The organism is Ruegeria sp. CRTD044 (assembly GCF_059613485.1).
In genome coordinates this window covers 180,927-205,851 of sequence record NZ_JBXWSP010000003.1, presented here as the reverse complement: position 1 = coordinate 205,851, position 24,925 = coordinate 180,927, and the positions used below count along the sequence as shown (strand labels likewise).

Genomic DNA, 24,925 nt, shown 5'->3' with positions numbered 1-24,925 from the left:
GAATTCAGGGGACCGTCATGGACGATCTTAAGGCAAAATACCTGGGTCAGATCGCTGACGCAGGCGACGAAAGCACGCTGGAAGCGATCCGCGTGGCCGCGGTGGGCAAAAAGGGCGAAGTGGCGCTGAAGATGCGCGAACTGGGCAAGATGACGCCCGAGGAACGCCAGGTCGCCGGCCCCGCGCTGAACGCGCTGAAGGACGAGATCAATTCGGCGCTGGCCGCCAAGAAGGCCGCATTGGCCGATGCCGCGCTGGATGAACGTCTGCGGACCGAGTGGCTGGACGTGACCCTGCCCGCGCGCCTGCGCCGCCAGGGCTCGATCCACCCGGTCAGCCAGGCGACCGAGGAACTGACCGCGATCTTTGCCGAGCTGGGCTTTTCCGTCGCCGAAGGCCCCCGGATCGAGACCGACTGGTACAATTTCGACGCGCTGAACATCCCAGGTCACCACCCCGCGCGGGCCGAGATGGACACGTTCTACATGCACCGCGCGCCGGGCGACAATCGCCCGCCGCATGTGCTGCGCACCCATACCTCGCCGGTTCAGATCCGCTCGATGGAGAAGCAGGGCGCGCCGATCCGCGTGATCTGCCCGGGCGGCGTCTATCGCGCCGATTATGACCAGACCCACACGCCGATGTTCCACCAGGTCGAGGGCCTTGCCATCGACAAGGGTATCTCGATGGCGAACCTGAAATGGGTTCTGGAGGAATTCGTCAAAGCGTTCTTCGAGGTCGACGACGTCGAACTGCGCTTCCGCGCCTCGCATTTCCCGTTCACGGAACCCTCGGCCGAGGTCGATATCCGCTGTTCCTGGGAAGGCGGCCAGCTGAAGATCGGCGAGGGCGATGACTGGATGGAGATTCTGGGCAGCGGCATGGTCCACCCCAAGGTGATCGCCGCCGGCGGGATCGACCCCGAGGTTTATCAGGGCTTTGCCTTCGGCATCGGCATCGACCGTCTGGCGATGCTGAAATACGGCATCCCCGATCTTCGGGCGTTCTTTGATTCCGACCTGCGCTGGCTGCGGCACTACGGCTTTGCTGCACTGGATATGCCCAACCTGCATGGTGGCTTGTCACGATGAAATAGCGTGGGGCTTGCCCTGCTGCCCAAGAGAATTCGGCGGGTAAGCCCGCCTTACCGGACAGGAAAACAGAAATGAAATTCACCCTCTCCTGGCTGAAAGACCACCTGGACACCGACGCCTCGGTTGATGAGATCGTCGAGGCGCTGACCGATCTCGGGCTCGAGGTCGAAGAGGTCGCCAACCCGGCCGACAAGCTCAAGGATTTTACCTTGGGCTATGTGAAACATGCCGAGAAACACCACGATGCCGACAAGCTGCGCGTCTGCAAGGTGGACACCGACGAGGGCGAGTTGCAGATCATCTGCGGCGCCCCCAACGCGCGCGAGGGCATCACCGTCGTGGTCTGCAAGCCGGGCATGTATATCCCCGGTCTGGATCTGACGATCAGCGTCGGCAAGATCCGCGGCGTCGAAAGCTTTGGCATGATGGCGTCCGAGCGCGAGCTGGAACTGTCGGACGAGCATGACGGCATCATCGAGCTGCCCTCGGGCGAGGTGGGCCAGCGGTTCGTCGACTGGCTGGCCGAGAATGACCCCGCCAAGATCGACCCGGTGATCGAGATCGCCATCACCCCCAACCGTCCCGATGCGCTGGGCGTTGCAGGGATCGCGCGCGATCTGGCGGCGCGGGGTCTGGGCACGCTGAAGCAGCGTGACTATGCCCCGGTGCCGGGGGATTTCGAAAGCCCGATCAAGGTGACGATCGACGACGACACGCTGGATGGCTGTCCGCATTTCACCGGCCGCCTGATCCGCGGCGTCAAGAACGGCCCCAGCCCGCAATGGCTGCAGGATCAGCTGAAGGCAATCGGTCTGCGTCCGATTTCGGCCTTGGTGGACATCACCAACTACATGACCTTCGACAGCAATCGCCCGCTGCACGTCTTTGACGCCGACAAGGTCAAGGGCAACCTGCGGGTGCACCGCGCCAAAGGCGGCGAGAAGCTGGTGGCGCTGGATGAAAAGGAATACACGCTGCAGCCCGGCATGATGGTGATTTCCGACGACAACGGCCCGGAATCCATCGCCGGCATCATGGGCGGGCAAGAGACCGGCTGTACCGAGGACACGGTGAACGTGTTCCTGGAAAGCGCCTTCTGGGACCACGTTCAGATCGCGCTGGCGGGCCGCGCGCTCAAGATCAACTCGGACGCGCGGTACCGGTTCGAGCGCGGGGTCGATCCGGCATACACGCTGGAAGGGCTGGAGCACGCGACCCAGATGATCCTGGATATCTGCGGCGGCGAGGTTTCGAAGGTGGTCGAGGCCGGCAAAGCGCCGGACCATTCGCGCGCCTATCGGTTGGATGCGGCGCGGGTGCAGTCGCTGGTGGGCATGGACATCCCCGAAAGCGAGCAGCGCCAGACCCTGACCCGGCTGGGCTTCCGGCTGGAAGGCGACATGGCCCATGTGCCCAGCTGGCGCCCCGACATCCAAGGCGAGGCCGACTTGGTCGAAGAGGTCGCCCGCATCGCTTCGCTGACCAAGCTGCAGGGCAAGCCGCTGCCGCGCGTCACGGATGGTATTCCCAAGCCGGTCATGACTCCGGCCCAGCGGCGTCAGTCGATGGCGCGGCGCACCTGCGCGGCGCTGGGGTACAATGAATGCGTCAGCTATACCTTCATCGATCGGGCCTCGGCCGCGCTGTTCGGTGGCGGCGATGACGCGACGATGCTGGAAAACCCGATCTCGTCCGAGATGAGCCACATGCGCCCCGACCTGCTGCCCGGCCTGTTGCAGGCCGCGGCGCGCAACCAGGCGCGCGGCTTTGCCGATCTGGCCCTGTTCGAGGTCGGCCCGGTCTTTCATGACGGGGAACCCGGCGAGCAACGCACCCAGATCGCAGGCCTTCTGGTCGGACGGACCGGACCCAAGGATGTGCATGGCACCACCCGCGCGGTCGACGTGTTTGACGCCAAGGCCGATGCCGAGGCTGTGCTGACCGCCATCGGGGCCCCGGCCAAGGTGCAGATCCTGCGCGACGGCGATGCCTGGTGGCATCCCGGCCGTCACGGCAAGATCTGCCTGGGCCCCAAAAAGGTGCTGGGCGTGTTCGGTGAACTGCATCCGCGCGTGCTGCAGCAGTTGGACATCAAGGGCCCGGCCGTGGCCTTCACCATCTGGCCGGACGAGGTGCCGCTGCCGCGCAAATCCGGCACCACCCGCTCGGCGCTGGAGCTGCGCGACCTGCAGGCGGTCGAGCGTGACTTTGCCTTTGTCGTCGATGCCGATGTCGAGGCGCTGACGCTGGTAAATGCCGCCGCCGGGGCCGACAAGGCGCTGATCGAAGAGGTGCGTGTATTCGATGAATTCATCGGCGGCAGCCTGGGTGAGGGCAAGAAATCTCTGGCCATCACCGTGCGTCTGCAGCCGACCGACAGCACGCTGAAGGAAAAAGACATCGAGGCGGTGGCGGAAAAGATCATCGCCAAGGTCACCAAGGCCACCGGCGGCGTTCTGCGCGGCTGAGGTGGCTTGAACCCGAAGTGGCACGCGCGCCCATGGCGCGCGTGTTTCATTTTGCGAAGAAATCCGCCAGCAGGTCAAAGACCAGCCGGATGCGGCGGCTGGTATGCAGCTCGCGATGGGTGGTCAGCCAGATCGGGAACCGCAGCGGCTCCATGTCGGGAAGGACGCGCTCCATACCGGGTGTGGCATCGCCCACCGGCTCGGACATGGGCGCGATGCCAAAGCCCTGCCGCGCAAACTCCCACGCGACGATGCCGCTTTGTGACCCCAACCGGAAGTTTTCTTCGGTCAGATGCAGGCCGATCGGTTCGAAATAGGCGATCATCTGCGCGGTGTCGCCGAAACTGATGAACTCGTGCCGGGGCAGGTCCGACAGGGACTTGGGGCGTCCAGCGCGGTTCAGGTAGGCGGTGGCGGCATAGAAATGCCCCTCAGCCTCCTGCACCAGTTTTGCGATCAGGTCGGGCTGATCGGGGCGGACATGGCGGATGGCGATATCCGCCTCGCGCCGCATCAGATCGCGAATGTCGTTCGCGGCGATCACATCGATCCGCAGTTTCGGAGCCTGCGCGCGGATCTCGCGCAGCAGTTCCGGCAGGATATAGGCCGACATCACGTCGCTTGCGGTGATCCGCACCTGCCCCTCGATCGATTGCGCCTGACCGGACGCGGCCAACGCAATGCGATCTGCAGCTGCGCCCATCTCTCTCGTGTGCTCCAACAACTCGATTCCGGCGGTGGTGATCTGAAGCGATCGGCCGACCCGTTCGAACAGCATCACGCCCAGGTCGGATTCAAGCGCGGCGATCTGGCGGCTGAGGGTCGGTTGCGTCTGGTCCAATCGCCGCGCCGCCGCCGAAAGTGAGCCGGTCTCGGCTGTCGCCAGAAAGGCGCGGATATGGTTCCAGTCGAATTTGCGCGGATCATCCATGCATGAATGTATAAGGATTCTGCGAATTTCGGCAATTCACCTTTGAAACGCGTATCACTACCTTGCGCTCAAAGGAGAGCCGACATGACTGCCACAGCCAAATTCTGGGACGGAATCGCCGAGAAATACGCGAAATCCCCGATCCGCGACATGGAGTCCTACGAGCACACGTTGCAACGCACGGTGTCCTATTTGAAGCCGACCGATCAGGTGCTGGAACTGGGCTGCGGAACCGGGCGCACCGCGCTGCGGCTGTCCGGCCATGCGGATACGATCACGGCGAGCGATGTCTCTCCGGGCATGTTGGGCGTGGGCCGCAGGTTGGCGCAAGAGGAGCAGATCGAAAACGTTGTCTTTGTTGAGGCCGACGCGACCCGCCCCCCGAATTGGGCCTATGATGTGGTGATGGCGTTCAATCTGCTGCACCTGATCCGGGATCTGGAGGCGACGCTGTCCGGGGTTCATGATGTGTTGAAACCCGGCGGTCTGTTCATTTCAAAAACGCCCTGTCTTGCCCAGGGTGGATTGGGGTTCAAGTTCGGCTTGCTGAAGCTGCTCTTGCCGGTCATGCAGCTTTTGGGCAAAGCGCCATTCGTCAGCCAGTTCGACATCAAGACGCTGGAAACCACCATTGAAAAGGCCGGATTCGAGATCATCGAAAGCGGGAATTTTCCGGCAAAACCGCCCTCGCGCTATCTGGTGGCTCGCAAGCTGTAACGCCAGCGCTGCATCAACAGGCAACTTCCGCATTGGGCTTTGCGGGTTTGGACAGTAAACAGGGCCGGAAGCAAAATGCGGAGGTTGCAATGGGATTGAATGTCTACCTGTCGGGCGAGATCCACACGGATTGGCGCGAGCAGATCATCGAAGGTGCGCAAGGGCTGGACGTCACTTTCAACAGCCCAGTGACCGATCATGCGGCCAGCGACGATTGCGGTGTCGCCATTCTGGGGGCCGAGCCGAACAAGTACTGGCACGACCACAAAGGCGCGATGGTCAACGCCATTCGCACCCGCAAGGGGATCGCCGATGCCGATGTCGTCGTGGTGCGGTTCGGGGACAAGTACAAGCAGTGGAACGCGGCCTTTGACGCGGGCTATGCTGCGGCCCTGGGCAAGTCGATCATCGTGGTGCACGGCCCCGAGCATCAACATGCGCTTAAAGAGGTCGATGCCGCCGCGCTGGCGGTGGCCGAGGAGCCCCGTCAGGTGGTCGAGATTCTACGCTATGTACTGACCGGGAAACTGCCCGGTTGATGGCACGGAATGCCGACGCCGCTTGCAAGGCGGCGACGGCGTGATCCCTTACCCGCGCGGAGGCGTGACCAGACCCTTTTGAACCGCGGGTCGGTCCAGGAACCGGTTCAGATAGGCGATGGTGTTGCGATGATCGTCCCAGCCGACCAACTCTTTGGCGCCGTAGAAATCAAGGCCGCGCAGCCACGGGGCCAAAGCGATATCGGCAATTGAGTACTCACCGGCGATCCAGTCCTGCCCGTGCAACTGGGTCTCGACGACATTCAGCAGCCGTTTGGCCTCGTTGATATACCGCTCGCGCGGGCGCGGGTCTTCGATCGCGCTGCCGGCGAACTTGTGGAAGTAACCCAATTGCCCGAACATCGGGCCCACGCCGCCCATCTGAAACATCAGCCATTGCGTGATCCGATACTTGTCGGCCGTGTTCTGGCCGAGGAACTTGCCGGTTTTCTCGGCCAGGTACAGCAGGATCGCACCACTTTCGAACAGCGCCAAGGTCTGTCCGTCCGGGCCGTCAGGATCGATGATCGCCGGAATCTTGTTGTTTGGGTTCAGCGACAGAAACTCGGGGCTTTTGACGTCGGCGTCTGACAGGGTGACCCTGTGCGCCTCGTAAGGCAGGCCTGTTTCTTCGAGCATGATGGACACCTTCACGCCGTTCGGAGTCGGGAAGGAATAGAGTTGGATCCGCTCCGGCGAATGCGGGGGCCATTTGGTCATGATCGGGAAGGTGGCGGTGTCCAGCATGGCAAGCTCCTTGTTCGGGTACTATTGCAAGTTAGGCATTCGGGGGCGGATTGTTAGATGGCGGTCTGTGCAACCCCGGGCAGCGACTGTTTGCTGAAGCACAGCGGGGAAATCCGGGACATTTCAAACCTAGACCTGTGCGGTTTTATCGCCCAATGTTGCGGAAACCCCGCGCAAAAGTCGCGGGTTTGTTGCTGTTGGAAAGGAGACGCCCGTGGATGAGGTCGTGACGCAGGTTGGGGCATTTGCCCCATTGATCATGAGCGCGGTCAAAGCCCTGATCGTTCTTGTTGTCGGCTGGATAGCCGCTGGCATGATCGCAGGGATCGTTCGCCGCCGAATTAATTCGACCCCGCAAATCGATCCGACTTTGGGGAATTTCGTTGCCAGCACCGTCAAATGGGTGATCCTGGCCATTGTCCTGGTTGCTGTGCTTGGCATCTTCGGGATCGAAGCGACGAGTATCGTTGCCATTCTGGGTGCCGCTTCGCTGGCCATCGGCCTTGCGCTGCAGGGCACGCTCAGCGATCTAGCTGCAGGTGTGATGCTCGTGGTCTTCCGGCCATACAAGCTGGGTCAATTCGTGGATATCGGTGGGACAGCTGGCACGGTGAAGGACCTGAACCTGTTCACGACCGAACTGGTCACGCCCGACAATGTGCAGATCATCGTTCCCAACGGTCAGGCCTGGGGGTCGATCATCACCAACTACTCGGCCCACGACACCCGGCGTGTCGATCTGGTGTTCGGGATCGACTATGGCGACAGTGCGGATGCGGCCATGAAGATTATTCTGGATGTGGCCAAGGCGGACAAGCGCATACACTCGGACCCCGAGCCCTGGGTGCGTGTGACCAACTTGGGAGACAGCTCGGTAGACCTGACCGCGCGGTTGTGGTGCGCGGCCGCCGACTATTGGGACGTCAAGTTTGATCTGACCAAGGCCGTCAAGGAGGCCTTTGACACCAAGGGCATTTCGATCCCCTACCCGCACTCGGTGGAAATCCACAAAGAGGGCTGAATGCTCCCGCCCGTCCGTCGGGCATTGGAAATGCCCTTCTCCGGTTGGGCCAAGCGCCGCGCAGATGCGCGGCGCTGTTGCATTTCGATCAGGCCTTGACGACCATTGCGGGCGAAACTACGTCGATCCCCAGTGCCTTGCCTACGGCATAGTAGGTCAACTGGCCGGCGTGCACGTTGAGGCCCGCCAGAAGGTGGGGATCGTCCTGACACGCCTGCTTCCAGCCCTTGTCGGCCAGCGCCAGCATGAAAGGCATCGTTGCGTTCCCCAGCGCGATGGTCGAGGTCCGTGCCACCGCGCCCGGCATATTGGCCACGCAGTAGTGCATGATGCCATCGACCTCATAGATCGGATCGGCGTGCGTCGTTGCCTTGGAGGTTTCGAAACAGCCGCCCTGGTCGATGGCTACGTCGACAAGCACAGCGCCCGGCTTCATGGTCGACAATTGCTCGCGGGTGATCAGTTTCGGGGCGGCCGCGCCCGGGATCAGAACGGCCCCGATCACCATATCAGCCGACTGGATCAGCTCAGCCGTAGCACCGGCGGTCGAGTACTGGTTCTTGAACCGGCCACCGAAGACGTCGTCCAGATAGCGAAGGCGCGGCAGCGAACGGTCCAGAACGGTCACATCAGCGCCCATGCCAGCCGCCACCTGAGCCGCATGCGTGCCAACGACGCCGCCACCGATCACGACAACCTTTGCCGGGCCCACACCAGGGACGCCGCCCATCAGAACGCCGCGCCCGCCATTGGCCTTTTGCAGGGTCCACGAACCGACTTGCGGGGCCAGACGCCCCGCGACTTCGGACATCGGGGCAAGCAGCGGCAGACCACCGTTGGAATCCGTCACCGTTTCATAGGCGATCGCCGTGCAGCCCGAGGCCAGCAGATCGTGGGTTTGCTCCGGGTCGGGCGCCAGGTGCAGGTAGGTGAACAGCAGCTGGCCTTCACGCAGCATCTTGCGCTCGACCGCTTGCGGTTCCTTGACCTTGACGATCATGTCGGCGGTCGCGAACACCTCTTCCGCGGTGTCCACAATGCGCGCGCCTGCGGCGACATAGGCGTCGTTGTCAAAGCCTGAACCCAACCCGGCGCCGGTTTCGATGATGACCTCGTGACCACGGGCAACCGCTTCCTGCGCGGCGTTCGGGGTCATGCCGACGCGGAATTCCTGCGGTTTGATTTCCTTTGGGCATCCGATTTTCATGGGGCTCTCCATTCATAAACTGCACAAATTATGTGCAGAAAGCCGCGCAATTTCTGTGAAACTCGGTGCGCAACTGCGCTAATATGTGGGAAATTTTTCGATAAAATGAGAAAATCTTGCAACGGATGTGCGTGAATGTCACTTGATGCGACTGACCGAAAGATTCTGGCGGCCCTTCAGCGCAAGGGGCGTATGTCGAACGCGGAACTGTCCGAACAGGTCAACCTGTCGCCGTCGGCCTGCCATCGCCGGGTACAGCGGCTTGAGGCGGAAGGCTATATCCGGGACTATGTCGCGCTGTTGAATGCGCGCAAACTGGGGGTGCCGACAACCGTATTCGTCGAGATCACCTTGCAGGGTCAGGCCGAAGAGGTGCTGGAGGCATTCGAGCGGGCGGTCCGGCGTATTCCGGACGTTCTGGAATGCCACCTGATGGCCGGGTCGGCCGATTATGTCCTGAAGGTGGTTGCCGAAAACACCGAGGATTTTGCGCGCATCCACCGCCAGTATCTGTCGCGCCTGCCCGGAGTTGCGCAAATGCAAAGCTCGTTCGCCCTGCGGACCGTTTTCAAGACGACCGCACTGCCGGTCTGATCCTGGTGCGGCAGTCTTGCCGATGCGGTTGTATCTGCCGTTGAGCCGGTTCAATATTGGCCTTCGGGGCGGGAAACAGGTCGTCATGACATTGGCCGGTACACGTACCCGATATGGTCCGAGACTGTTGAGAGATAAGGAGCAGGCCCTTGGCTGAAGAATATGAGAACACAGTCGACGATTGGCTGGAAGCCGAGTTGCAGGACACACTGGACGAGGATTTTGAGATTGAGTTCAGTGAACCCATGCTGTCGATGGAGGTCCGCAAGATCTATCGCGAACAGCATCCTGAAATGCTGGATCGCAAGGTCTATTTCCGCAACCTGTTGCGCCTGCAGGCCGAGCTGATCAAGGTTCAGGACTGGGTGCAGCATACCGGCGCCAAGGTTTGCATCCTGTTCGAAGGGCGCGACAGCGCTGGAAAGGGCGGGGTAATCAAGCGGATCACCCAGCGGCTGGACCCGCGGGTTGCACGCGTCGTCGCTTTGCCTGCCCCCAGCCGGCGCGAGCAGAGCCAGTGGTATTTTCAACGCTATGTGCCGCATTTGCCGGCGGCGGGTGAGATCGTTCTGTTCGACCGGTCGTGGTACAACCGGGCGGGCGTCGAACGGGTGATGGGCTTCGCCACCGAGGCCCAGGTCGAGCAGTTCTTTCAGGACGTTCCCGAATTCGAGCGCATGTTGGTTCGGTCGGGAATCATTTTGCTGAAATACTGGTTCTCGATCACGGACGAAGAACAACAGCTGCGCTTTCTGATGCGAATCCATGATCCGATGAAGCAGTGGAAACTGTCACCGATGGACCTGGAATCGCGCATCCGCTGGGAAGACTATACCAAGGCCAAGGAAGACATGCTGTTCCGAACCAACATTCCCGAGGCCCCCTGGTACATTGTCGAAGGCAACGACAAAAAGCGGGAAAGGTTGAACTGCATGGAGCACATTCTGACCAAGATTCCGTACGAAGAGGTGCCCCACGAAAAGGTCACTTTGCCGGATCGGAAATACAATCCCGAGTATGAACGGCGGGTTCTGCCGGACGAATTGTACGTGCCCAAGATCTACTGAAACGACAAACCCCCGGGCGATGCCACGGGGGTCGTCAAATAGTGTCATCCAAAGCTGGACGAGGAAGATCTTAGAGCAGACCTTCGCGCTGGGCTTTCTTGCGTGCCAGTTTACGGGCACGGCGGATCGCTTCAGCTTTCTCGCGCGCTTTTTTCTCGGACGGTTTCTCGAAATGTTGCTTCAGCTTCATTTCACGGAACACGCCTTCGCGCTGCAGCTTTTTCTTCAGGGCACGAAGCGCCTGATCGACATTGTTGTCGCGAACACTAACCTGCATGTGGTTGTCACCACCTTTCTAGATAGAGTTGCAAGGAAATTGCAGGAGTTGGCCGTATAGCAAAGCGGACCTAACTTGTCTAGTACTGGGCCCAACAGTCGGAGGACCGCCATGACCGTGACCTATGAAGATGCAAAACAGCAATTGCTGGACGCAATTCTGACCCATGTTCCTTTTGACGGTTGGTCCGAAGAAAGCTTTCGCGCGGCCATTGCAGACTGCGATCTGGACGAAGGTCTGGCCCGGGTCATCTGCCCGCGGGGCCCTGTGGATCTGGCGCTCGCGTTTCACGCCCGCGGGGACGCCGAGATGCTTGAACGGCTGAAGTCCGAGGACCTGAGCGATCTGAAGTTCCGCGACAGGATTGCCGCCGCAGTGCGCTTCCGCCTGCAGGCTGTCCCCGACAGGGAGGCGGTGCGCCGAGGCGTGACTTTGTTTTCATTGCCGTCATATGCAGCAGATGGGGCCAAGGCGGTCTGGGGCACCTGTGACCTGATCTGGGATGCGCTGGGCGACACTTCGGATGATGTCAACTGGTACACCAAACGCGCGACACTGTCGGGTGTGTATTCCTCGACCCTGTTGTTCTGGTTGGGCGATGACAGCCCGGACCACCAGCGGACATGGGAATTCCTGGATCGCCGCATTGCGGATGTGATGCAGTTCGAGAAGCTCAAGGCGCAGGTGAACAACAATCCGCTGTTCAAACCGTTCCTTGCGGTTCCCAACTGGCTGGCAAGTCAGGTCCGGGCGCCAGTCAAGATGCGGGCCGATCTGCCGGGTCTTCTGAACCCGCGCAAGTAACCGCCTCTTGTTGCTGGGCCTTTCCCGATTCGCCTGATACCCATTGCGCAAAGGAGTTTTGCCAATGCCCCAGATGATGCGCGCGATTGAGATCACCACGCCCGGAGGTCCGGACGTTCTCAAGTTGACGGAACGCCCCATGCCCGAGCCGGGTCACGGTCAGGTTGTCTTGAAAGTGGCCTATGCCGGCGTTAACCGCCCGGACGCTCTGCAGCGGGCTGGGGCCTATGATCCGCCGCCGGGGGCCAGCGACCTGCCGGGACTCGAGGCTTCGGGCGAGGTGGTGGCCATCGGGTCCGGCGTCTCGGGGGTGGCACTGGGGGATCAGGTCTGTGCGTTGTTGCCTGGCGGCGGGTATGCCGAATACGTGGCGACACCGGCGGCACACTGCCTGCCTGTGCCCTCGGGCCTGAGCCTGAAACAGGCCGCCTGCCTGCCCGAAACCTTCTTTACTGTCTGGTCCAACGTGTTCACTCGTGGTGGGCTGAAGGCTGGCGAACGGTTCCTTGTACATGGGGGATCGAGCGGGATCGGTACCACGGCCATTCAACTGGCCAACGCTTTCGGAGCCCGGGTCTTCGTGACGGCCGGTTCGGATGAGAAATGCCAGGCCTGTCTGGACCTGGGGGCCGAGAGGGCGATCAACTACAAGACCGAGGATTTTGTTGCTGCCATGCGGGCCGAAGGTGGGGCGGATCTGATTCTCGACATGGTCGGCGGCGACTACATCCCCCGCAACGTCAAGGCGCTGGCCGAGGACGGCAGGCTGGTTCAGATCGCGTTTCTGCAAGGACCCGTCGTCGAGTTGAACTTTGCGCTGATGATGGTCAAACGCCTGACCCTGACCGGCAGCACGCTGCGGCCACAGAGCGATCTGGCCAAAGCACGCATTGCGCAGGATCTGCATGAGGCGGTCTGGCCGCTGCTCGAGGCTGGAAAAGTCGCCCCGGTCATGGATAGCGAATTTGATCTGGCCGATGCCGCCGCTGCACATGCCCGCATGGAAAGTTCCGGCCACATTGGCAAGATCGTCTTGAAAGTATCAGGCTAGGCACGTCGGCGCGGGGGTTGCCCCGCGCTTTGCTCAGGCGATGGCGCGTCTATACAGGTGCCATGTCGCGTGCCCCAAGACAGGCATCACCACGATCAGGCCCAAAAGCAGCGGGATCGCGCCAAGAACCAGCAGCGCGGCGACGATGAGGCCCCAGGTCAGGATCACGGTCGGATTGTGCCGCAGGACCCGGACCGAGGTGACCACGGCCACAGGCAGGCCGACCTTGCGGTCAAGAAGCAACGGGAAGCTGACAACGCTGACGGCCAAGGCCACCAGAGCAAACAGGAATCCAACCGCCGATCCGACGATGATCATGGTCCAGCCGGGGCCGGTGGTCAGAGCCTGTGTCAGAAATTGGCCCAGCGTCTCTGGCGGCTGCGGACCCAGTGTTTCGACATAGATGCCGTGTGCCACCATCAGCCAGACCAGCAACAGCATGACAAGGTAAAAGGCCAGTGCCAGTATGGCGCCGAACGAGGGCGATCGGAAAACACCCAACGCGTCCAGCCAGTGAACCTCGTGCCCCTGTTCCCGCCTGCGGCTGATCTCATACAAGCCCAAAGCAGCCACCGGACCGATCAGCGCAAACCCGGCCACCAGAGGAGCCAGAAGCGGCACCATGTTGGCTTGCATGGCGAATCCGAACATCAAAAGCCCCGCGATCGGGTAGATCAGAACGATGAAAATGGCATCGGCCCGTATCGCCAGAAAGTCTTGGTATCCGGCGCGCAGGCACTCTCGCAAGTCTTGCAGCGTCAGCGTTTTTACCGTCGGCAGATGCTGGGTGTCAGCGCTGCCGATACCCGTTACGTTTTCAGCGATGTGATCGCTGGTCGCGCCGAGTTGTTGCGCGGTCCAACTGATCGGGTTTCCGATTGTCTTTGCCATTGTCATCCCTTTCCTTGGCACAGGTGCGCCGCAGGATGCATCCGGCGAAAAGTTGCCCGTGGCCGGATGACCCGGCAACGCCTGACCCTAGTGTACCACAGTTTTTTCCAATCCTGGTTCACCCTTGTGAGATCGCCCGATTGCCCTGCGGCGCCGAAGTGATAGCTTGGATCCAGGCAAAAGGAGGTCAGCATGCAGAAAACGGCGCGTACCGTTGTCATTCACGAAACCGGCGGCCCCGAGGTGCTGAAGATCGAGGATAGACCGTTGGGTGACCCGGGACCGGGCGAAGTTCGGATCCGCCATCACGCCTGCGGTCTGAATTTTATTGATGTCTACCAGCGGACCGGTCTGTATCCGATGGAACTGCCGCACGCGCTGGGAATGGAAGCTGCTGGGGTGATCGAGGCAGTCGGTGAGGGCGTGACCCATCTGAAACCGGGCCAGCGGGCGGCCTATGCCGCGGTGCCGGCCGGTGCTTATTGCGAAGCGCGGGTGATGCCCGCGTCACAGGTGTGCCCTTTGCCTGGCGGCATCTCATTCGAGACCGCGGCGGCCATGATGCTCAAGGGCTTGACGGTTGAATACTTGTTTCACCGCACCACGCCGCTGAAACGTGGTGATACGGTTCTGTTCCATGCCGCCGCCGGGGGTGTCGGCCTGATCGCGTGCCAGTGGGCCAAATCCGAAGGCATCAAGCTGATCGGTACGGCCGGGACCGATGACAAGTGCCGTCTGGCCCAGTTCAACGGCGCCACACACTGCATCAACTACCGGACCGAGGATTTTGCGTCCCGCGTGGCCGAGATTACCGGCGGCAAAGGGGTCGATGCGGTCATGGACTCTGTCGGTGCCGATACGTTCGAAGGGTCGCTGGACTGCCTCAAGCCATTGGGGATGATGATTTCCTTCGGCAACGCGTCTGGACCCGTGCCACCATTCAACATAGGCATTCTTGGGCAGAAAGGGTCGTTGAAAATCACCCGGCCGACGCTGTTCACCCATATTGCGGACCATTCCGTATGTCAGGCCATGGCCCGGCGGTTGTTCGGCAAGGTGGCCGGCGCCGAGGTCAAGATTCACATCGATCAACGCTTTGAACTGGATCAGGTCGCTGAGGCGCACCGCGCACTGGAGGCGCGGCAGACAACCGGAAGCACAATCCTGGTGCCATGAAAAAGGCCCGGCACGCCGTGCCGGGCCCGTTCGATTCTGCGCGAGGGATCAGAAGCGGTATGCCGCCCGGATCTGGAACGTGGTTGCATCCACGTCGACACCGGTCGAGTTGAAATTGTCGAACTCGTGGTACAGCAGCTCGCCCGCGATGCTGACGTTCGGCGCGACGATCTGTTCATAGCCGGCGCCGATGAACCAACCATCGTCGCTGCCCAGCGTGTCGGTTCCCGCATCCGCGTAACCAGCGACACCATACAGCAGCCCCTGCGGGTTGACCTTGTAGCCGGCGCGGGCTTTCAGCCGCCAGACGTCTTCGACCGTTGCGGCACCCGAAAGGTCGACGTCAGACCAGTCATAGTCAAAGCCGCCGCCTACAACCCAGTCGCCCAGATCATAGTCGTAACCAAGGATGAGACCGCCGATGGCGCCGTCTCCGTCCACACCGGACAGGCTGGTGCCGATATCCGCGTAGCCGACCTGCGCACCTGCATAGAATCCGGTCCAATCGCCCGAGGACTGCGCCATGGCGGTGCCGGCTGCAAAAGTTGCAACGGTGGTCAAAAGTGCCAGTTTGCTCGTCATCTTGCTATCCTTTCGTTGGAAGTTATCTGCCTCGGCCTTTCGTTGGCCTGAAGGTTTGTATTGATCATTACGTTCCGGTCGGTGGACCGAATCATTGGTTTTTCGCTGTTATTCCGACCCCGATTTCCGCAAGGTCTGCGGCTTGCCGCCCTTTTGGAGTGTTGTTCTGATCAGATAGGTTCGGGGTCGTGGGGCTTCAAATCACGATCGGCGGCAGAGGCATTCTGCCGCCGATCCTTGCCGCCAGTTCAGCAGATTATTGCTGCAGTTCGGCCGGATCCTTGTCGGCGATCGTTTCCCAGTTGACGCTGGCTTTTTCGATGAAGCCGGGGATGTCGCCTTCCCAACGCTGCTGGATGTCTTCCGACAGGTTGAGGTACAATTTGTTGTCCACGATTTTCCAGTAGGTCGGATCGCCGTCAAACTTGAACCCCATGGCCGCTCCGAAGGCACAGTAGCCGCCGTAGGCGGGCAGGTAGGCCTCGGGATTGGCTTCGAACGCGGCCTTGTTCTCTTCGGTGGCAAAACGGTACAGCGCATCGTTGTGCAACGCCGTGATCTTGTAGCTGCCTTTGGTCGGCTCGCCTTCGGTGAAATAGGCCACAGGGTCGTAACCCTGCATCGCCAGGCCGGTCGACGAGGCGTTGATTTCCACGCCGGCCGCCAGGGCCGAGCTTGCGATTGCCACGGACAGCGCCACGCCGCCCAACAGGGATTTGATCTTGTTCATGGTTCCACCTTTCGTGATCGGGGCTGCCCGGCATGTCCAAGCGCGGGCGTTCCAGCACCGAAATTGCGTTTCGTGCACCCGGTAATTGAGCGTCACGGAAACTGAGGTGGGAAAGGCCGCGATCACGTTCAAAGCAATCAAACGTGAATGTGCGGAAATGCCAAGCGGTCTGTTCGCCTGCGCAGGTCGGTCCGCGGTTCAGCTGTCGGGTACCAGGGCAAGAACAAAGCGTACGACCTTGGCGGCAGGCATCTCGCAGGGGCGCAGCAAAGCGCCGCTCTGATCCGTCAGGTACAGGTTCATACTGATGTAGTCTCCGCCACCCCGTTCATGGGCGACCAGCTTGTGCGATTTGCCGTCCGCCATCGCCAGCCGCGTGACCGAGTAGCTTCGACCGTTTGCGGTTCCGGTGAAGGAACCCGCCGGCAAGGCAAAGAATGCGTCCAAAAAGTCGGTCGGCGCGGTCACGATTTCCCGATCTTGGGCTCTGTTCCCGCCTTGATGCGGGCCAGATTCTCGCGGTGGCGCCAGTAGATTAGCAGCGTCAGAACGACGCCCAACAAAAAGGTCGACCCGTCCGTCAGGATCATCACCCATGTTGTCGACAGGGCTGCCGCGGCCAGCGCGCCGAGGGATGAGATCCGCCAGATCGCAGCAGCGACCAGCCATGTCAGACAGCATGCAACGCCCACCCGCCAGTCCAGCGCCAGCCACAGGCCCAGGAAAGTTGCCACGCCCTTGCCGCCCTTGAAGCTCAGCCAGACCGGGTAGCAATGGCCGACAAAAGCCGCCAGCGCCGCGACCTGGGCGGCATCGTCGCCGGCCAGTGCCCGGGCCAGCAGGACCGCGACCGCGCCTTTGCCGGCGTCGAACAGAAGGGTCAGCGCCGCCGCCGCCTTGCTGCCGGTGCGCAACACGTTGGTGGCACCGATATTGCCGGATCCGATCTGGCGCAGGTTGCCCAGCCCCATCACCCGCGCAACGATCATGCCATAGGGCACCGACCCCATCAGGTATCCGATCGCGGCCCAGATAATCAGTTGGGTCGTCGTGCTGTCGAAAACGGGCATCAGGGTCTCCGGAAAATTTCTTTGCCTGCAACGTAGGTTGCGGTGACCTTACCCTGCATCCGCTGTCCGTCAAACGGGGTGTTCTGCGATTTCGATTTCAGCGTGAACCGGTCCAGCACGAAGGGCACATTTGGGTCGAACAGCACCAGATCGGCGGGGGCACCCGCGCTCAGGCGGCCGCAGTCCAGCCCCAGTCGTTTCGCCGGATTCAGTGTCATGGCCCGGAACAGGGTCGGCAGGTCCAGTTGATCGGCATGATACAGGCGCAGTGCGGCCGGCAGCAGGGTTTCCAATGCCACCGCGCCCGAGGCCGCCTCTTCGAACGGGAGGCGTTTGCTTTCCTCGTCCTGCGGCGTGTGCATCGAGCTGATCGTGTCGATCAGGCCGGAGCGCACGGCCTCGATCACCGCCTGCCGGTCGTCCTCGGAGCGCAGCGGCGGCTTGACCTTGAAGAAGGTGCGATAGTCGGCCACGTCCAACTCGTTCAGCGTCAGGTGATGGATCGAGGTGCCGGCGGTGATGTCCAGCCCGTTGCGCTTGGCCCGTTCCAGTGCGGGCAGGGCGCGGGCCGTGGTGATCTGGTCGGCGTGATAGGTCGCGCCGGTCATTTCCAGCAAGGCGATGTCGCGGTCCAGCCCCATACGCTCGGCCATGGGCGAAACGGCGGGCAGACCGCGCAGGGCGGCGAACTTGCCGCTTGTGGCGGCAGCACCGTGGCTCAGGCCCGGGTCCTGCGGGTGGGCGATGACAAGCGCGCCGCAGGCCCGGGCATAGGTCAACGCGCGAGAGAACACCTTGGTGTCCGTCACCACATGGTCGCAGTCGGTGAAAGCCACCGCGCCCGCATCCATCAGAAACCCGATCTCGGTCATCTCGCGCCCGTCGCGGCCCTTGGTCAGTGCGGCCATGGTCAGCACGTTGACGGGCGTGTCGGCCTGGGCGCGTCGGGTGACGAACTCGAGCGTTTCCGGCGTGTCGATCGCAGGCAGGGTGTCGGGCCGGGTGACTATTGTGGTCACGCCCCCGGCGGCGGCGGCAAGGCCCGCGGATTTGTAGCTTTCCTTGTGCCGCTCGCCCGGCTCGCAGACCTTGACGCCGATATCGACGATGCCGGGGGCCAGACACTGACCGCCGCAATCAATCACCTGCGCTTCCTTTTGGGGCACCGAACCGTTGCCCTTGGCCACGATGCGCCCGTCGGCCACATGCAGCCAGCCCGGCGCGTCGGTTCCGGCTTCGGGGTCGATCAGGCGGGCGTTGGTGAAGATCAGCTTGGTCATGCCATTGCCCTTTCAATCGCGGCTTTGGTGGTGGCCGGGTCGGCCTGGTACTTGATCAGGTGCTTGTCGCCGCCTTTGGTGACGATCTGCACGAAGCTGCCCATGATATTCACGGCCGCGATCTGGTTCAGCGGCACGCTGCGTCCGCCGGGTCCGGTCAGGGTGGTGTCGGTCATCTGCCAGTTGGCCACCAGTTCCTCCGAGGCAAGGTACCACGCTCGGACGCCCACCGCCGCCAGACCGGCCGGGGCGCCGGTCCAGACATAGGGATTTCCGATCAGCCACAGCACGAGCATCGCCCCCGCCATCGCGCCCGCGGCCAGCCACGCGTTGGTGCGGACATAGGCGCCCTTGTCCGGCGCAAAGGTCACAGGATCAGCCACAGAGCACCTCCGATGACCAGCAGGATGATCAAGGCAAGCAAGGCCGATCCCGTCCGGCGGGGCTGTCCGCTCGAAACTGGATTTTGCGCGGCCGAGTACGGCCGCGCGCTTTCGGTCTCGATGGTGCCGCCGCTCCAATTCGTGGCCTCTTCGGTGTAAAGGCCGATCAGGCGCAGACGCGGGTCGGGGCTCAGCGTGGCCGCGCGCCCGCCCAGGGCCGCGCTGCGCAGCACCAGAACCCAGCCATCGACCGACTCCAGCTTGGCCCGGTCCAACTGGTCCTCGGACACGCCGCAGCCCTCGCTGAGATAGCCGTAGAGGCCCAGATCCTCGAGGTCGGACACTGGAAACACGTCGATCTGCTCGGGGTCCAACCCCGAGACCCCAAGGACCTGATCCGCCGCGCCGGGATCGCGCAGGAACTTCGCCTCTTCGGGGCGCATGTCCAGCGCGAACAGGCGGATCACGCCGCGCTCGCCAGCGGATAGGGTCAGATCGCTCATGCCGCCTCCTTCAGGTTGCGGGCCAGCAACTCCATCGCGGCCATGCGCACGGCGACGCCCATCTCGACCTGTTCCTGGATGACCGAGCGGTTGATGTCGTCGGCCAGCGTGCCGTCGATCTCAACGCCGCGGTTCATCGGGCCGGGATGCATCACGATGGCGTCCGGCTTGGCCAGCGCCAGCTTGGCGGCGTCCAGGCCATAGCGGTGATAGTATTCCCGTTCCGACGGGATGAACCCGCCGTCCATCCGCTCTTTCTGAAGGCGCAGCATCATCACAACGTCCACGTCGCGCAGGCCTTCAGTCATGTCGTCATAGATCTCGGCCCCGAATTCGGCGAATTGCGCGGGCACCAGCGTCGGTGGGCCGATCAGGCGGATGCGGTTTTCCATCTTGCCCAGCAGGATCAGGTTCGACCGCGCCACGCGGGAATGCGCGACATCCCCGCAGATCGCCACGTTCAGCCGGTGCAGCCGCCCCTTGGCCCGGCGGATGGTCAGCGCATCCAGCAGCGCCTGCGTTGGGTGCTCGTGCCGCCCGTCACCGGCGTTCAGCACCGCGCAGTTGACCTTCTGCGCCAGCAGGTCGACCGCGCCCGAATGCGGATGCCGCACCACCAGAAGGTCGGGATGCATGGCATTCAGCGTCATCGCCGTGTCGATCAGCGTCTCGCCCTTTTTGATCGAGCTGGCCTGCATCGCCATGTTCATCACATCTGCGCCCAGACGCTTGCCCGCCAGTTCGAAACTGGCCTGCGTGCGGGTCGAATTCTCGAAGAACATGTTGATCTGGGTCAGCCCCGCCAAAACGTCCGAGTGCTTGGCCGATTGCCGGTTCAGATCGACGTATTTTTCGGCCAGGTCCAAAATGGCGGTGATGTCGGATTGGGACAGATGCTCGATGCCAAGAAGGTGACGATGGGCGAAACGCATGGGCCGGGCTCCTTTCTGACAGTCGCGCCGCTTATAGAAAGCGCAGCGCCTCGGGGCAACTGGAGTCAGTCCCCGTCGGGCAGTTTCTCGCATCCGCCTTCGGGCAGGCAACGCTCGCCGGGTCGGCACCACTTGCCGTAACCGCAATCGACGGCCTTTCTGGGCACGCAGCCCTGGTTGGCCGAGCATTTGAACCCGGTGCGGCATTGCGATCCGGTCTCTTCGCACAGATACCAGCCGGGGCGCGTACAGCCGCCGCCCGGCAGGCAGGTCGAACCGGCTGCGCAGGTCCGCCCGTCGTCGCAGGGCGTTGCCGGTTGCGGAGAGGGGTCGAAGTCGGGCGAACTGCGCTCGCATTCGCCGCGCGCGTTGCAGAAGGAGCCGCTGGGGCAATCCAGCCGCGAGGCGCATTTGTTCGCGCCCGCGGGCGCGCATCTGGTGCCTCCGGCCACGCATTTCTCGAACGGCCCGCAGGACCGCCCGCCGCCGCAATAGGTGCCCCCGGCCTGAATGCAGAACCCGTCATAGCTGCAGCGTTGGCCGACCGAGCAGCATTTCAGACCGCACTGAAACTGGCCCCCGCGGCATTGTCCTTGATTGTTGAGAAACGACTGTGCCTCCGACCCGCCGGGCAGCAGGGCGAACAGAGTGATCAGCAGAAGGCCCAGGGTTCGCGTCATGACGGGGACCATCGTCGGCCCGGCAACGCGCCAAGGCAAGGCCAATTTGCTTTCCCTTCCCGCAAAGCTGAGTAGATTGAACATTATGGAATCGGCCCTTGACCCCTACACCGCGCGTGCCCTGCTGGAATGGCAGGTTGAGCTGGGCGTAACCGAAGCGATCGTCGACGCACCGGTTGACCGCTATGCGTTGCCGGATACCGCGCCAAAGGTCAAAAAATCCGCCGCAGCGCAACCCGCGATGCAGAAGCCCGCCAAGGCGGATCCGGTGATCGAGGCAAAAAAGGCTGCGTCTGCGGCATCGTCTCTGGATCAGCTGCGCGCCGCTATGGAGGCGTTCGAACACTGCGATCTGAAGCGCGGCGCGCGACAGTTGGTCTTTGCTGATGGGACACCCGGTGCGCCGGTCATGATCGTCGGCGAGGCCCCGGGCCGTGAAGAAGACCGCGCTGGAAAGCCGTTCGTTGGCCGCGCCGGGCAGTTGCTGGATCGGATGCTGGCCGCGATAGATTTGGACCGCGCCAAGAACGTCTACATCACCAATGTCCTGCCCTGGCGCCCGCCGCAGAACAGGGACCCGCGGCCGGACGAGATCGCGATGATGCAGCCGTTTTTGGAACGGCACGTGGCCCTGGCCAAGCCGAAGGTTCTGGTGGTTATGGGCAACATCAGCTGCCAGGCGGTTCTGGACAAGCGCGGCATCACGCGTCTGCGTGGGCAGTGGGATCAGGCGCTGAATCTGCCGGTTCTGCCCATGCTGCACCCCGCCTATCTGCTGCGCCAGCCCCATGCCAAGCGCCAGGCCTGGGCCGATCTGTTGGATCTGCGCGCATATCTGGAGAACAAGGGATGAAGGTTCTGGCTTTTTCCGACCTGCACATGGCCCGCAATCGGGCTGCGGAACTGGTGGCAGCCAGCGTCGAAGCTGACCTGGTGATCGGCGCGGGTGATTACTGCAACATGCGTCAGGGGCTGGACGAGGCGATGGATATGCTTTCCGGCATATCCGCGCCGATGGTTCTGGTTCCCGGCAACGCCGAAAGCGCCGAGGAACTGGCGGCGGCCGTGCCGGACGGCGTGCATGTGCTGCACGGAACAGGCATGACCGTGGACGGGCTGCGCCTGTTCGGACTTGGCTATGGCGTACCGGTCACGCCATTTGGTGACTGGTCCTGCGACCTGACCGAAGCCGAGGCCGCCGAGCTGCTCAATCGCTGCGCGTCGGCGGACGTCCTGATCACGCATGCCCCGCCCAAGGGCAAAGGCGATCGGACTTCGCAGGGGCAATCGATCGGATCGAGCGCGGTGCGCGACGCGGTGGAACGGATTCAACCTGACTTTGCTCTGTGCGGTCATATCCACGACAGCTGGGGCTATCGCGGCGAGATCGGTCGCACCCGGATCGCAAATCTGGGGCCCAAGGTGAATTGGTTCGAGGTCGATCCATGATCGAATACGCAACACTGTTGACCTTCATCCCAGCCGCCATCGCGCTGAACATGACGCCGGGGGCTGACATGATGTTCTGCTTCGGGCTTGGGCTGCGGTCCGGTGCCCGATCTGCCATCGTGGCCAGCGCCGGCGTTTCGACGGGACTGATGGTTCATGTTCTGCTGGCCGGGCTGGGACTTGGCGCGGCGGTCGCGGCTATGCCCTGGCTGTTCGACGTCATTCGCTGGCTGGGTGTGACCTACCTGCTGTATCTGGCCTGGGGCACCATCCGGAACGGTGCGGTCCGGACTGACGCTCCAATGAAGCCGTCGGGCCATGCCTTTCGCGAGGGGATGCTGGTCAACATGACGAATCCCAAGATCATTCTGTTTGTTCTGGCCTTCATCCCGCAATTCGTCTCGCCGGCCAACGGATCGGTTCTGGCCCAGTTTCTGCTGCTGGGCGCGATCATCGCTCTGGGCGGGTTCGTCGTGAATGCCCTGGTAGGGTCATTTGCCGGCGGCGCCGGGCGAGCGCTGATTTCAAGCCCGCGGGCTTCGCGAATTCTCGGCTGGGTCAGTGGCGGCGTGTTCGTCGCGCTGGCGGCCCGGTTGGCCATCATGGAAAGAGCCTGACACGACATGTCCCGAATTGATGAGACTATGGAATTCATTCCCATCCGCATCGCTGTGCTGACCGTATCGGATACGCGGTCACTGGCCGAAGATCGTTCGGGGCAAACGTTGGTCGACCGGATTGAGCGTGCGGGGCACACCGTGGCCGACCGCAAGATCATTCAGGACGAGCGCGCCCAGATCGCCGAGCAGTTGCGGGCGTGGGTCGCCGACCCCGAGATTGACGTGGTGATCTCGACCGGCGGCACCGGCTTGACCGGGCGCGATGTCACGGTCGAGGCGCATCGCGATGTCTACGAAAAGGAAATCGAGGCTTTTGGCACCGTCTTCACCCTGATTTCGATGGAGAAGATCGGAACCTCGGCAGTACAGTCGCGGGCCACAGGTGGCGTCGCCGGCGGAACCTATCTGTTTGCCCTGCCGGGCAGCCCTGGGGCCTGCAAGGATGCCTGGGACGGCATTTTGGAAAAACAGCTGGATTATCGCCACCGGCCCTGCAATTTCGTGGAAATCATGCCCAGATTGGACGAACATCTGCGACGGAAGTAGACTGGTCGTACGTTTAACGGCTCATAACCGCCTTGTGGGTTGGTATTTTTTCCGGCCCGGCTACCTATTAATAGACTGCGTCCCGTTGCAACCGGAGTGAAAGATACATGCGATTTCTGCGGCAGAGCCTCATCGGTGTCTTTCTGGCATCCCTGATGCTTGCGCTGTTGATTGTCGCGGCGCAGATGATCACCGGCGCAGTTCAAGAGGTCATGACCCGCGACAACAAACCCCCGCAGGCGCGCGAACGCGTGTTCGCGGTCACGGTTCAGAAGGCCGAGCCACAAACCGCCACCCCCTATCTGGAGGCATTCGGCGAAGTTCAAAGCCGCAGGCGTCTGGAATTGCGGGCAGCGCTGGGCGGCCGTGTCATCGGGCTGGCGGAAAATTTCGAGGATGGCGGGGTTGTGCGCACAGGCGAAGTTCTGGTCGAGCTGGACCCGGCCGATGCGCAGGCGGCGCTGGACCGTGCGCGGTCGGACCTGCTGGATGCCCAGTTTGAAGAACGCGATGCCGAACGCACGCTGCTTTTGGCGCAGGATGAATTGAAGGCCGCCGAATCCCAATCGGATCTGCGGGAACGGGCCCTGCAGCGCCAGAAGGATTTGCTGGACCGTGGTGTGGGCGCGACCGCCAGCGTTGAAGAGGCCGAATTGGCCGCGGCCTCGGCCCGGCAAACCGTGTTGTCGCGCCGTATCGCTTTGGCGCAGGCCGAGTCCCGCGTCGATCAGGCGACGACGTTGCTGGCGCGGGCACGTATCGCTTTGGAATCGGCCGAACGCGATCTGGAGGACATGACCATCCGCGCCCGGTTCGACGGGACGCTGACTGGTGTCACGCTGGTTGAAGGGCGCCTGGTCACGGCCAATGAAAAGCTGGCCGAACTGGTCGACCCGTTTGCGCTGGAGGTCGCGTTCCGCGTTTCGACCGCGCAATACGTGCGGTTGCTGGACGATCAGGGCAAGCTGATCCCGGCACCGGTGACCATCTCGCTTGAGGTGACGGGCACGGACCTGAGCGCCACCGGTCGGATCAGCCGCGACAGCGGGTCGGCCGGTGAGGGCCAGACCGGCCGGTTGATCTATGCCCGGCTTGATGCCGCGCCGGGGTTCAAGCCCGGCGATTTCGTGACCGTTTCGGTCGAGGAACAGCCGCTGGATAATGTCGTGCGTCTCCCGTCTTCGGTTCTGGATGCGCAAGGCACCGTGCTGGTGCTGGGCGACGACGACCGGCTGGAAACGCTCCCGGTCGAGCTGGTGCGCCGGCAAGGGGACGAAGTGCTGCTGCGAGGCGCCGGGCTGGAAGGGCGCGAAGTCGTGGTCGGTCGGACCCCGCTGCTGGGGTCGGGGGTCCGCGTGCGCCCGGTTCGCATCGAAGACAGCGCCGCGGTCGAGCCGGACATGGTCGAGCTGACGGACGAGCACCGCGCGCGGTTGGTGGCGCAGGTCGAGGCCAGCGACCGCATGTCCCAGGACGCCAAGACCCGTGTTCTTGCTCAGTTGAGCGAGGCGAAGGTGCCGTCGTCTCTGTTGCGGCGGCTTGAAAACCGGGCCGGGGGATAGGCGC

General features: G+C 62.5%; 29 protein-coding genes. 15 read left to right on the top strand and 14 right to left on the bottom strand.

Annotated features, from left to right (window positions below; all coding sequences use genetic code 11):
- Positions 1-17: 17 nt before the first annotated feature.
- Positions 18-1,091, top strand: coding sequence for a phenylalanine--tRNA ligase subunit alpha (gene pheS, locus AC2FNL_RS02035; RefSeq protein WP_496832046.1), 1,074 nt, complete (start codon positions 18-20; stop codon positions 1,089-1,091).
- Positions 1,092-1,165: 74 nt separating this feature from the next.
- On the top strand, positions 1,166-3,562 hold the full coding sequence (gene pheT, locus AC2FNL_RS02030) for a phenylalanine--tRNA ligase subunit beta (RefSeq protein WP_496832044.1): 2,397 nt from the start codon (positions 1,166-1,168) through the stop codon (positions 3,560-3,562).
- Positions 3,563-3,608: 46 nt separating this feature from the next.
- Here pheT and AC2FNL_RS02025 read toward each other — a convergent pair whose 3' ends face one another.
- A complete protein-coding gene (locus tag AC2FNL_RS02025) occupies positions 3,609-4,493 on the bottom strand; it encodes a LysR family transcriptional regulator (RefSeq protein ID WP_496832042.1) in 885 nt (294 codons plus the stop codon).
- A gap of 84 nt (positions 4,494-4,577) precedes the next feature.
- On the opposite strand from AC2FNL_RS02025, the gene AC2FNL_RS02020 reads away from it, so the two are divergent.
- Positions 4,578-5,210: a class I SAM-dependent methyltransferase gene (locus tag AC2FNL_RS02020; protein ID WP_496832040.1), complete on the top strand. Its 633-nt coding sequence runs from the start codon at positions 4,578-4,580 to the stop codon at positions 5,208-5,210.
- An 89-nt stretch (positions 5,211-5,299) separates the two neighbouring features.
- Complete coding sequence (locus tag AC2FNL_RS02015; protein WP_496832038.1) at positions 5,300-5,749, top strand: YtoQ family protein; 450 nt, start codon at positions 5,300-5,302, stop codon at positions 5,747-5,749.
- 48 nt (positions 5,750-5,797) lie between these two features.
- On the opposite strand, the gene AC2FNL_RS02010 is transcribed toward AC2FNL_RS02015, so the two are convergent.
- Positions 5,798-6,496, bottom strand: a complete 699-nt coding sequence (locus AC2FNL_RS02010; RefSeq protein ID WP_496832036.1) for a glutathione S-transferase family protein — start codon at positions 6,494-6,496, stop codon at positions 5,798-5,800.
- A 214-nt stretch (positions 6,497-6,710) separates the two neighbouring features.
- On the opposite strand from AC2FNL_RS02010, the gene AC2FNL_RS02005 reads away from it, so the two are divergent.
- Positions 6,711-7,517, top strand: coding sequence for a mechanosensitive ion channel family protein (locus tag AC2FNL_RS02005; protein ID WP_496832034.1), 807 nt, complete (start codon positions 6,711-6,713; stop codon positions 7,515-7,517).
- Positions 7,518-7,605: 88 nt separating this feature from the next.
- Here AC2FNL_RS02005 and ald read toward each other — a convergent pair whose 3' ends face one another.
- Complete coding sequence (ald, locus tag AC2FNL_RS02000; RefSeq protein ID WP_170342313.1) at positions 7,606-8,724, bottom strand: alanine dehydrogenase; 1,119 nt, start codon at positions 8,722-8,724, stop codon at positions 7,606-7,608.
- Positions 8,725-8,859: 135 nt separating this feature from the next.
- Between ald and AC2FNL_RS01995 the strand changes: the two genes are divergently transcribed.
- Both AC2FNL_RS01995 and ppk2 read left to right on the top strand, forming a co-directional pair.
- A complete protein-coding gene (locus tag AC2FNL_RS01995) occupies positions 8,860-9,318 on the top strand; it encodes an Lrp/AsnC family transcriptional regulator (RefSeq protein WP_093963556.1) in 459 nt (152 codons plus the stop codon).
- 149 nt (positions 9,319-9,467) lie between these two features.
- Entirely contained in the window at positions 9,468-10,385 is a 918-nt protein-coding gene (ppk2, locus tag AC2FNL_RS01990) for a polyphosphate kinase 2 (RefSeq protein ID WP_093963555.1), read from the top strand.
- 70 nt (positions 10,386-10,455) lie between these two features.
- On the opposite strand, the gene rpsU is transcribed toward ppk2, so the two are convergent.
- Positions 10,456-10,662 (bottom strand): 30S ribosomal protein S21, encoded by a 207-nt coding sequence (rpsU, locus tag AC2FNL_RS01985; RefSeq protein ID WP_005614280.1) that lies wholly within the window; start codon positions 10,660-10,662, stop codon positions 10,456-10,458.
- Positions 10,663-10,773: 111 nt separating this feature from the next.
- On the opposite strand from rpsU, the gene AC2FNL_RS01980 reads away from it, so the two are divergent.
- Both AC2FNL_RS01980 and AC2FNL_RS01975 read left to right on the top strand, forming a co-directional pair.
- The gene (locus AC2FNL_RS01980) at positions 10,774-11,466 is read left to right on the top strand and encodes a COQ9 family protein (RefSeq protein ID WP_496832031.1); all 693 of its coding nucleotides are present in this window, start codon (positions 10,774-10,776) and stop codon (positions 11,464-11,466) included.
- A gap of 64 nt (positions 11,467-11,530) precedes the next feature.
- Entirely contained in the window at positions 11,531-12,517 is a 987-nt protein-coding gene (locus AC2FNL_RS01975) for an NAD(P)H-quinone oxidoreductase (protein ID WP_496832028.1), read from the top strand.
- Between the two features lie 33 nt (positions 12,518-12,550).
- On the opposite strand, the gene AC2FNL_RS01970 is transcribed toward AC2FNL_RS01975, so the two are convergent.
- Positions 12,551-13,408 carry a DUF2189 domain-containing protein gene (locus AC2FNL_RS01970; RefSeq protein ID WP_496832027.1) on the bottom strand — a complete coding sequence of 286 codons (858 nt, stop codon included), beginning with the start codon at positions 13,406-13,408 and terminating at the stop codon, positions 12,551-12,553.
- A gap of 192 nt (positions 13,409-13,600) precedes the next feature.
- On the opposite strand from AC2FNL_RS01970, the gene AC2FNL_RS01965 reads away from it, so the two are divergent.
- The gene (locus AC2FNL_RS01965; RefSeq protein WP_093963552.1) at positions 13,601-14,584 is read left to right on the top strand and encodes a quinone oxidoreductase family protein; all 984 of its coding nucleotides are present in this window, start codon (positions 13,601-13,603) and stop codon (positions 14,582-14,584) included.
- A 48-nt stretch (positions 14,585-14,632) separates the two neighbouring features.
- On the opposite strand, the gene AC2FNL_RS01960 is transcribed toward AC2FNL_RS01965, so the two are convergent.
- The 9 genes from AC2FNL_RS01960 to AC2FNL_RS01920 all read right to left on the bottom strand — a co-directional run bounded on the left by AC2FNL_RS01960 (position 14,633) and on the right by AC2FNL_RS01920 (position 20,744).
- Entirely contained in the window at positions 14,633-15,166 is a 534-nt protein-coding gene (locus AC2FNL_RS01960) for an outer membrane protein (RefSeq protein ID WP_093963551.1), read from the bottom strand.
- 256 nt (positions 15,167-15,422) lie between these two features.
- The gene (locus AC2FNL_RS01955; protein WP_093963550.1) at positions 15,423-15,896 is read right to left on the bottom strand and encodes a YHS domain-containing (seleno)protein; all 474 of its coding nucleotides are present in this window, start codon (positions 15,894-15,896) and stop codon (positions 15,423-15,425) included.
- A 198-nt stretch (positions 15,897-16,094) separates the two neighbouring features.
- On the bottom strand, positions 16,095-16,364 hold the full coding sequence (locus tag AC2FNL_RS01950; protein WP_222457978.1) for a hypothetical protein: 270 nt from the start codon (positions 16,362-16,364) through the stop codon (positions 16,095-16,097).
- Positions 16,361-16,966, bottom strand: coding sequence for a glycerol-3-phosphate 1-O-acyltransferase PlsY (gene plsY / locus AC2FNL_RS01945; protein WP_093963548.1), 606 nt, complete (start codon positions 16,964-16,966; stop codon positions 16,361-16,363). The genes AC2FNL_RS01950 and plsY overlap by 4 nt, the downstream gene beginning before the upstream one ends.
- A complete protein-coding gene (gene pyrC / locus AC2FNL_RS01940) occupies positions 16,966-18,246 on the bottom strand; it encodes a dihydroorotase (protein WP_496832023.1) in 1,281 nt (426 codons plus the stop codon). The genes plsY and pyrC overlap by 1 nt, the downstream gene beginning before the upstream one ends.
- Positions 18,243-18,629, bottom strand: coding sequence for a hypothetical protein (locus AC2FNL_RS01935; protein ID WP_254920177.1), 387 nt, complete (start codon positions 18,627-18,629; stop codon positions 18,243-18,245). Before AC2FNL_RS01935 ends, pyrC begins: the two co-directional genes overlap by 4 nt.
- The gene (locus tag AC2FNL_RS01930) at positions 18,614-19,132 is read right to left on the bottom strand and encodes a hypothetical protein (protein WP_496832021.1); all 519 of its coding nucleotides are present in this window, start codon (positions 19,130-19,132) and stop codon (positions 18,614-18,616) included. The genes AC2FNL_RS01935 and AC2FNL_RS01930 overlap by 16 nt, the downstream gene beginning before the upstream one ends.
- Complete coding sequence (locus tag AC2FNL_RS01925; RefSeq protein WP_005979082.1) at positions 19,129-20,064, bottom strand: aspartate carbamoyltransferase catalytic subunit; 936 nt, start codon at positions 20,062-20,064, stop codon at positions 19,129-19,131. Before AC2FNL_RS01925 ends, AC2FNL_RS01930 begins: the two co-directional genes overlap by 4 nt.
- Positions 20,065-20,129: 65 nt before the next feature.
- Complete coding sequence (locus AC2FNL_RS01920) at positions 20,130-20,744, bottom strand: scavenger receptor class F, member 2 (protein WP_496832019.1); 615 nt, start codon at positions 20,742-20,744, stop codon at positions 20,130-20,132.
- An 85-nt stretch (positions 20,745-20,829) separates the two neighbouring features.
- On the opposite strand from AC2FNL_RS01920, the gene AC2FNL_RS01915 reads away from it, so the two are divergent.
- The 5 genes from AC2FNL_RS01915 to AC2FNL_RS01895 all read left to right on the top strand — a co-directional run bounded on the left by AC2FNL_RS01915 (position 20,830) and on the right by AC2FNL_RS01895 (position 24,921).
- Positions 20,830-21,597, top strand: coding sequence for a uracil-DNA glycosylase (locus AC2FNL_RS01915; RefSeq protein ID WP_496832017.1), 768 nt, complete (start codon positions 20,830-20,832; stop codon positions 21,595-21,597).
- Entirely contained in the window at positions 21,594-22,193 is a 600-nt protein-coding gene (locus tag AC2FNL_RS01910) for a metallophosphoesterase family protein (protein WP_496832015.1), read from the top strand. The genes AC2FNL_RS01915 and AC2FNL_RS01910 overlap by 4 nt, the downstream gene beginning before the upstream one ends.
- Positions 22,190-22,810, top strand: a complete 621-nt coding sequence (locus tag AC2FNL_RS01905; RefSeq protein WP_496832013.1) for a LysE family translocator — start codon at positions 22,190-22,192, stop codon at positions 22,808-22,810. Before AC2FNL_RS01910 ends, AC2FNL_RS01905 begins: the two co-directional genes overlap by 4 nt.
- 6 nt (positions 22,811-22,816) lie before the next feature.
- Complete coding sequence (moaB, locus tag AC2FNL_RS01900; protein WP_093963541.1) at positions 22,817-23,359, top strand: molybdenum cofactor biosynthesis protein B; 543 nt, start codon at positions 22,817-22,819, stop codon at positions 23,357-23,359.
- Between the two features lie 107 nt (positions 23,360-23,466).
- A complete protein-coding gene (locus AC2FNL_RS01895; RefSeq protein WP_496832011.1) occupies positions 23,467-24,921 on the top strand; it encodes an efflux RND transporter periplasmic adaptor subunit in 1,455 nt (484 codons plus the stop codon).
- The last annotated feature ends 4 nt before the right edge of the window (positions 24,922-24,925 follow it).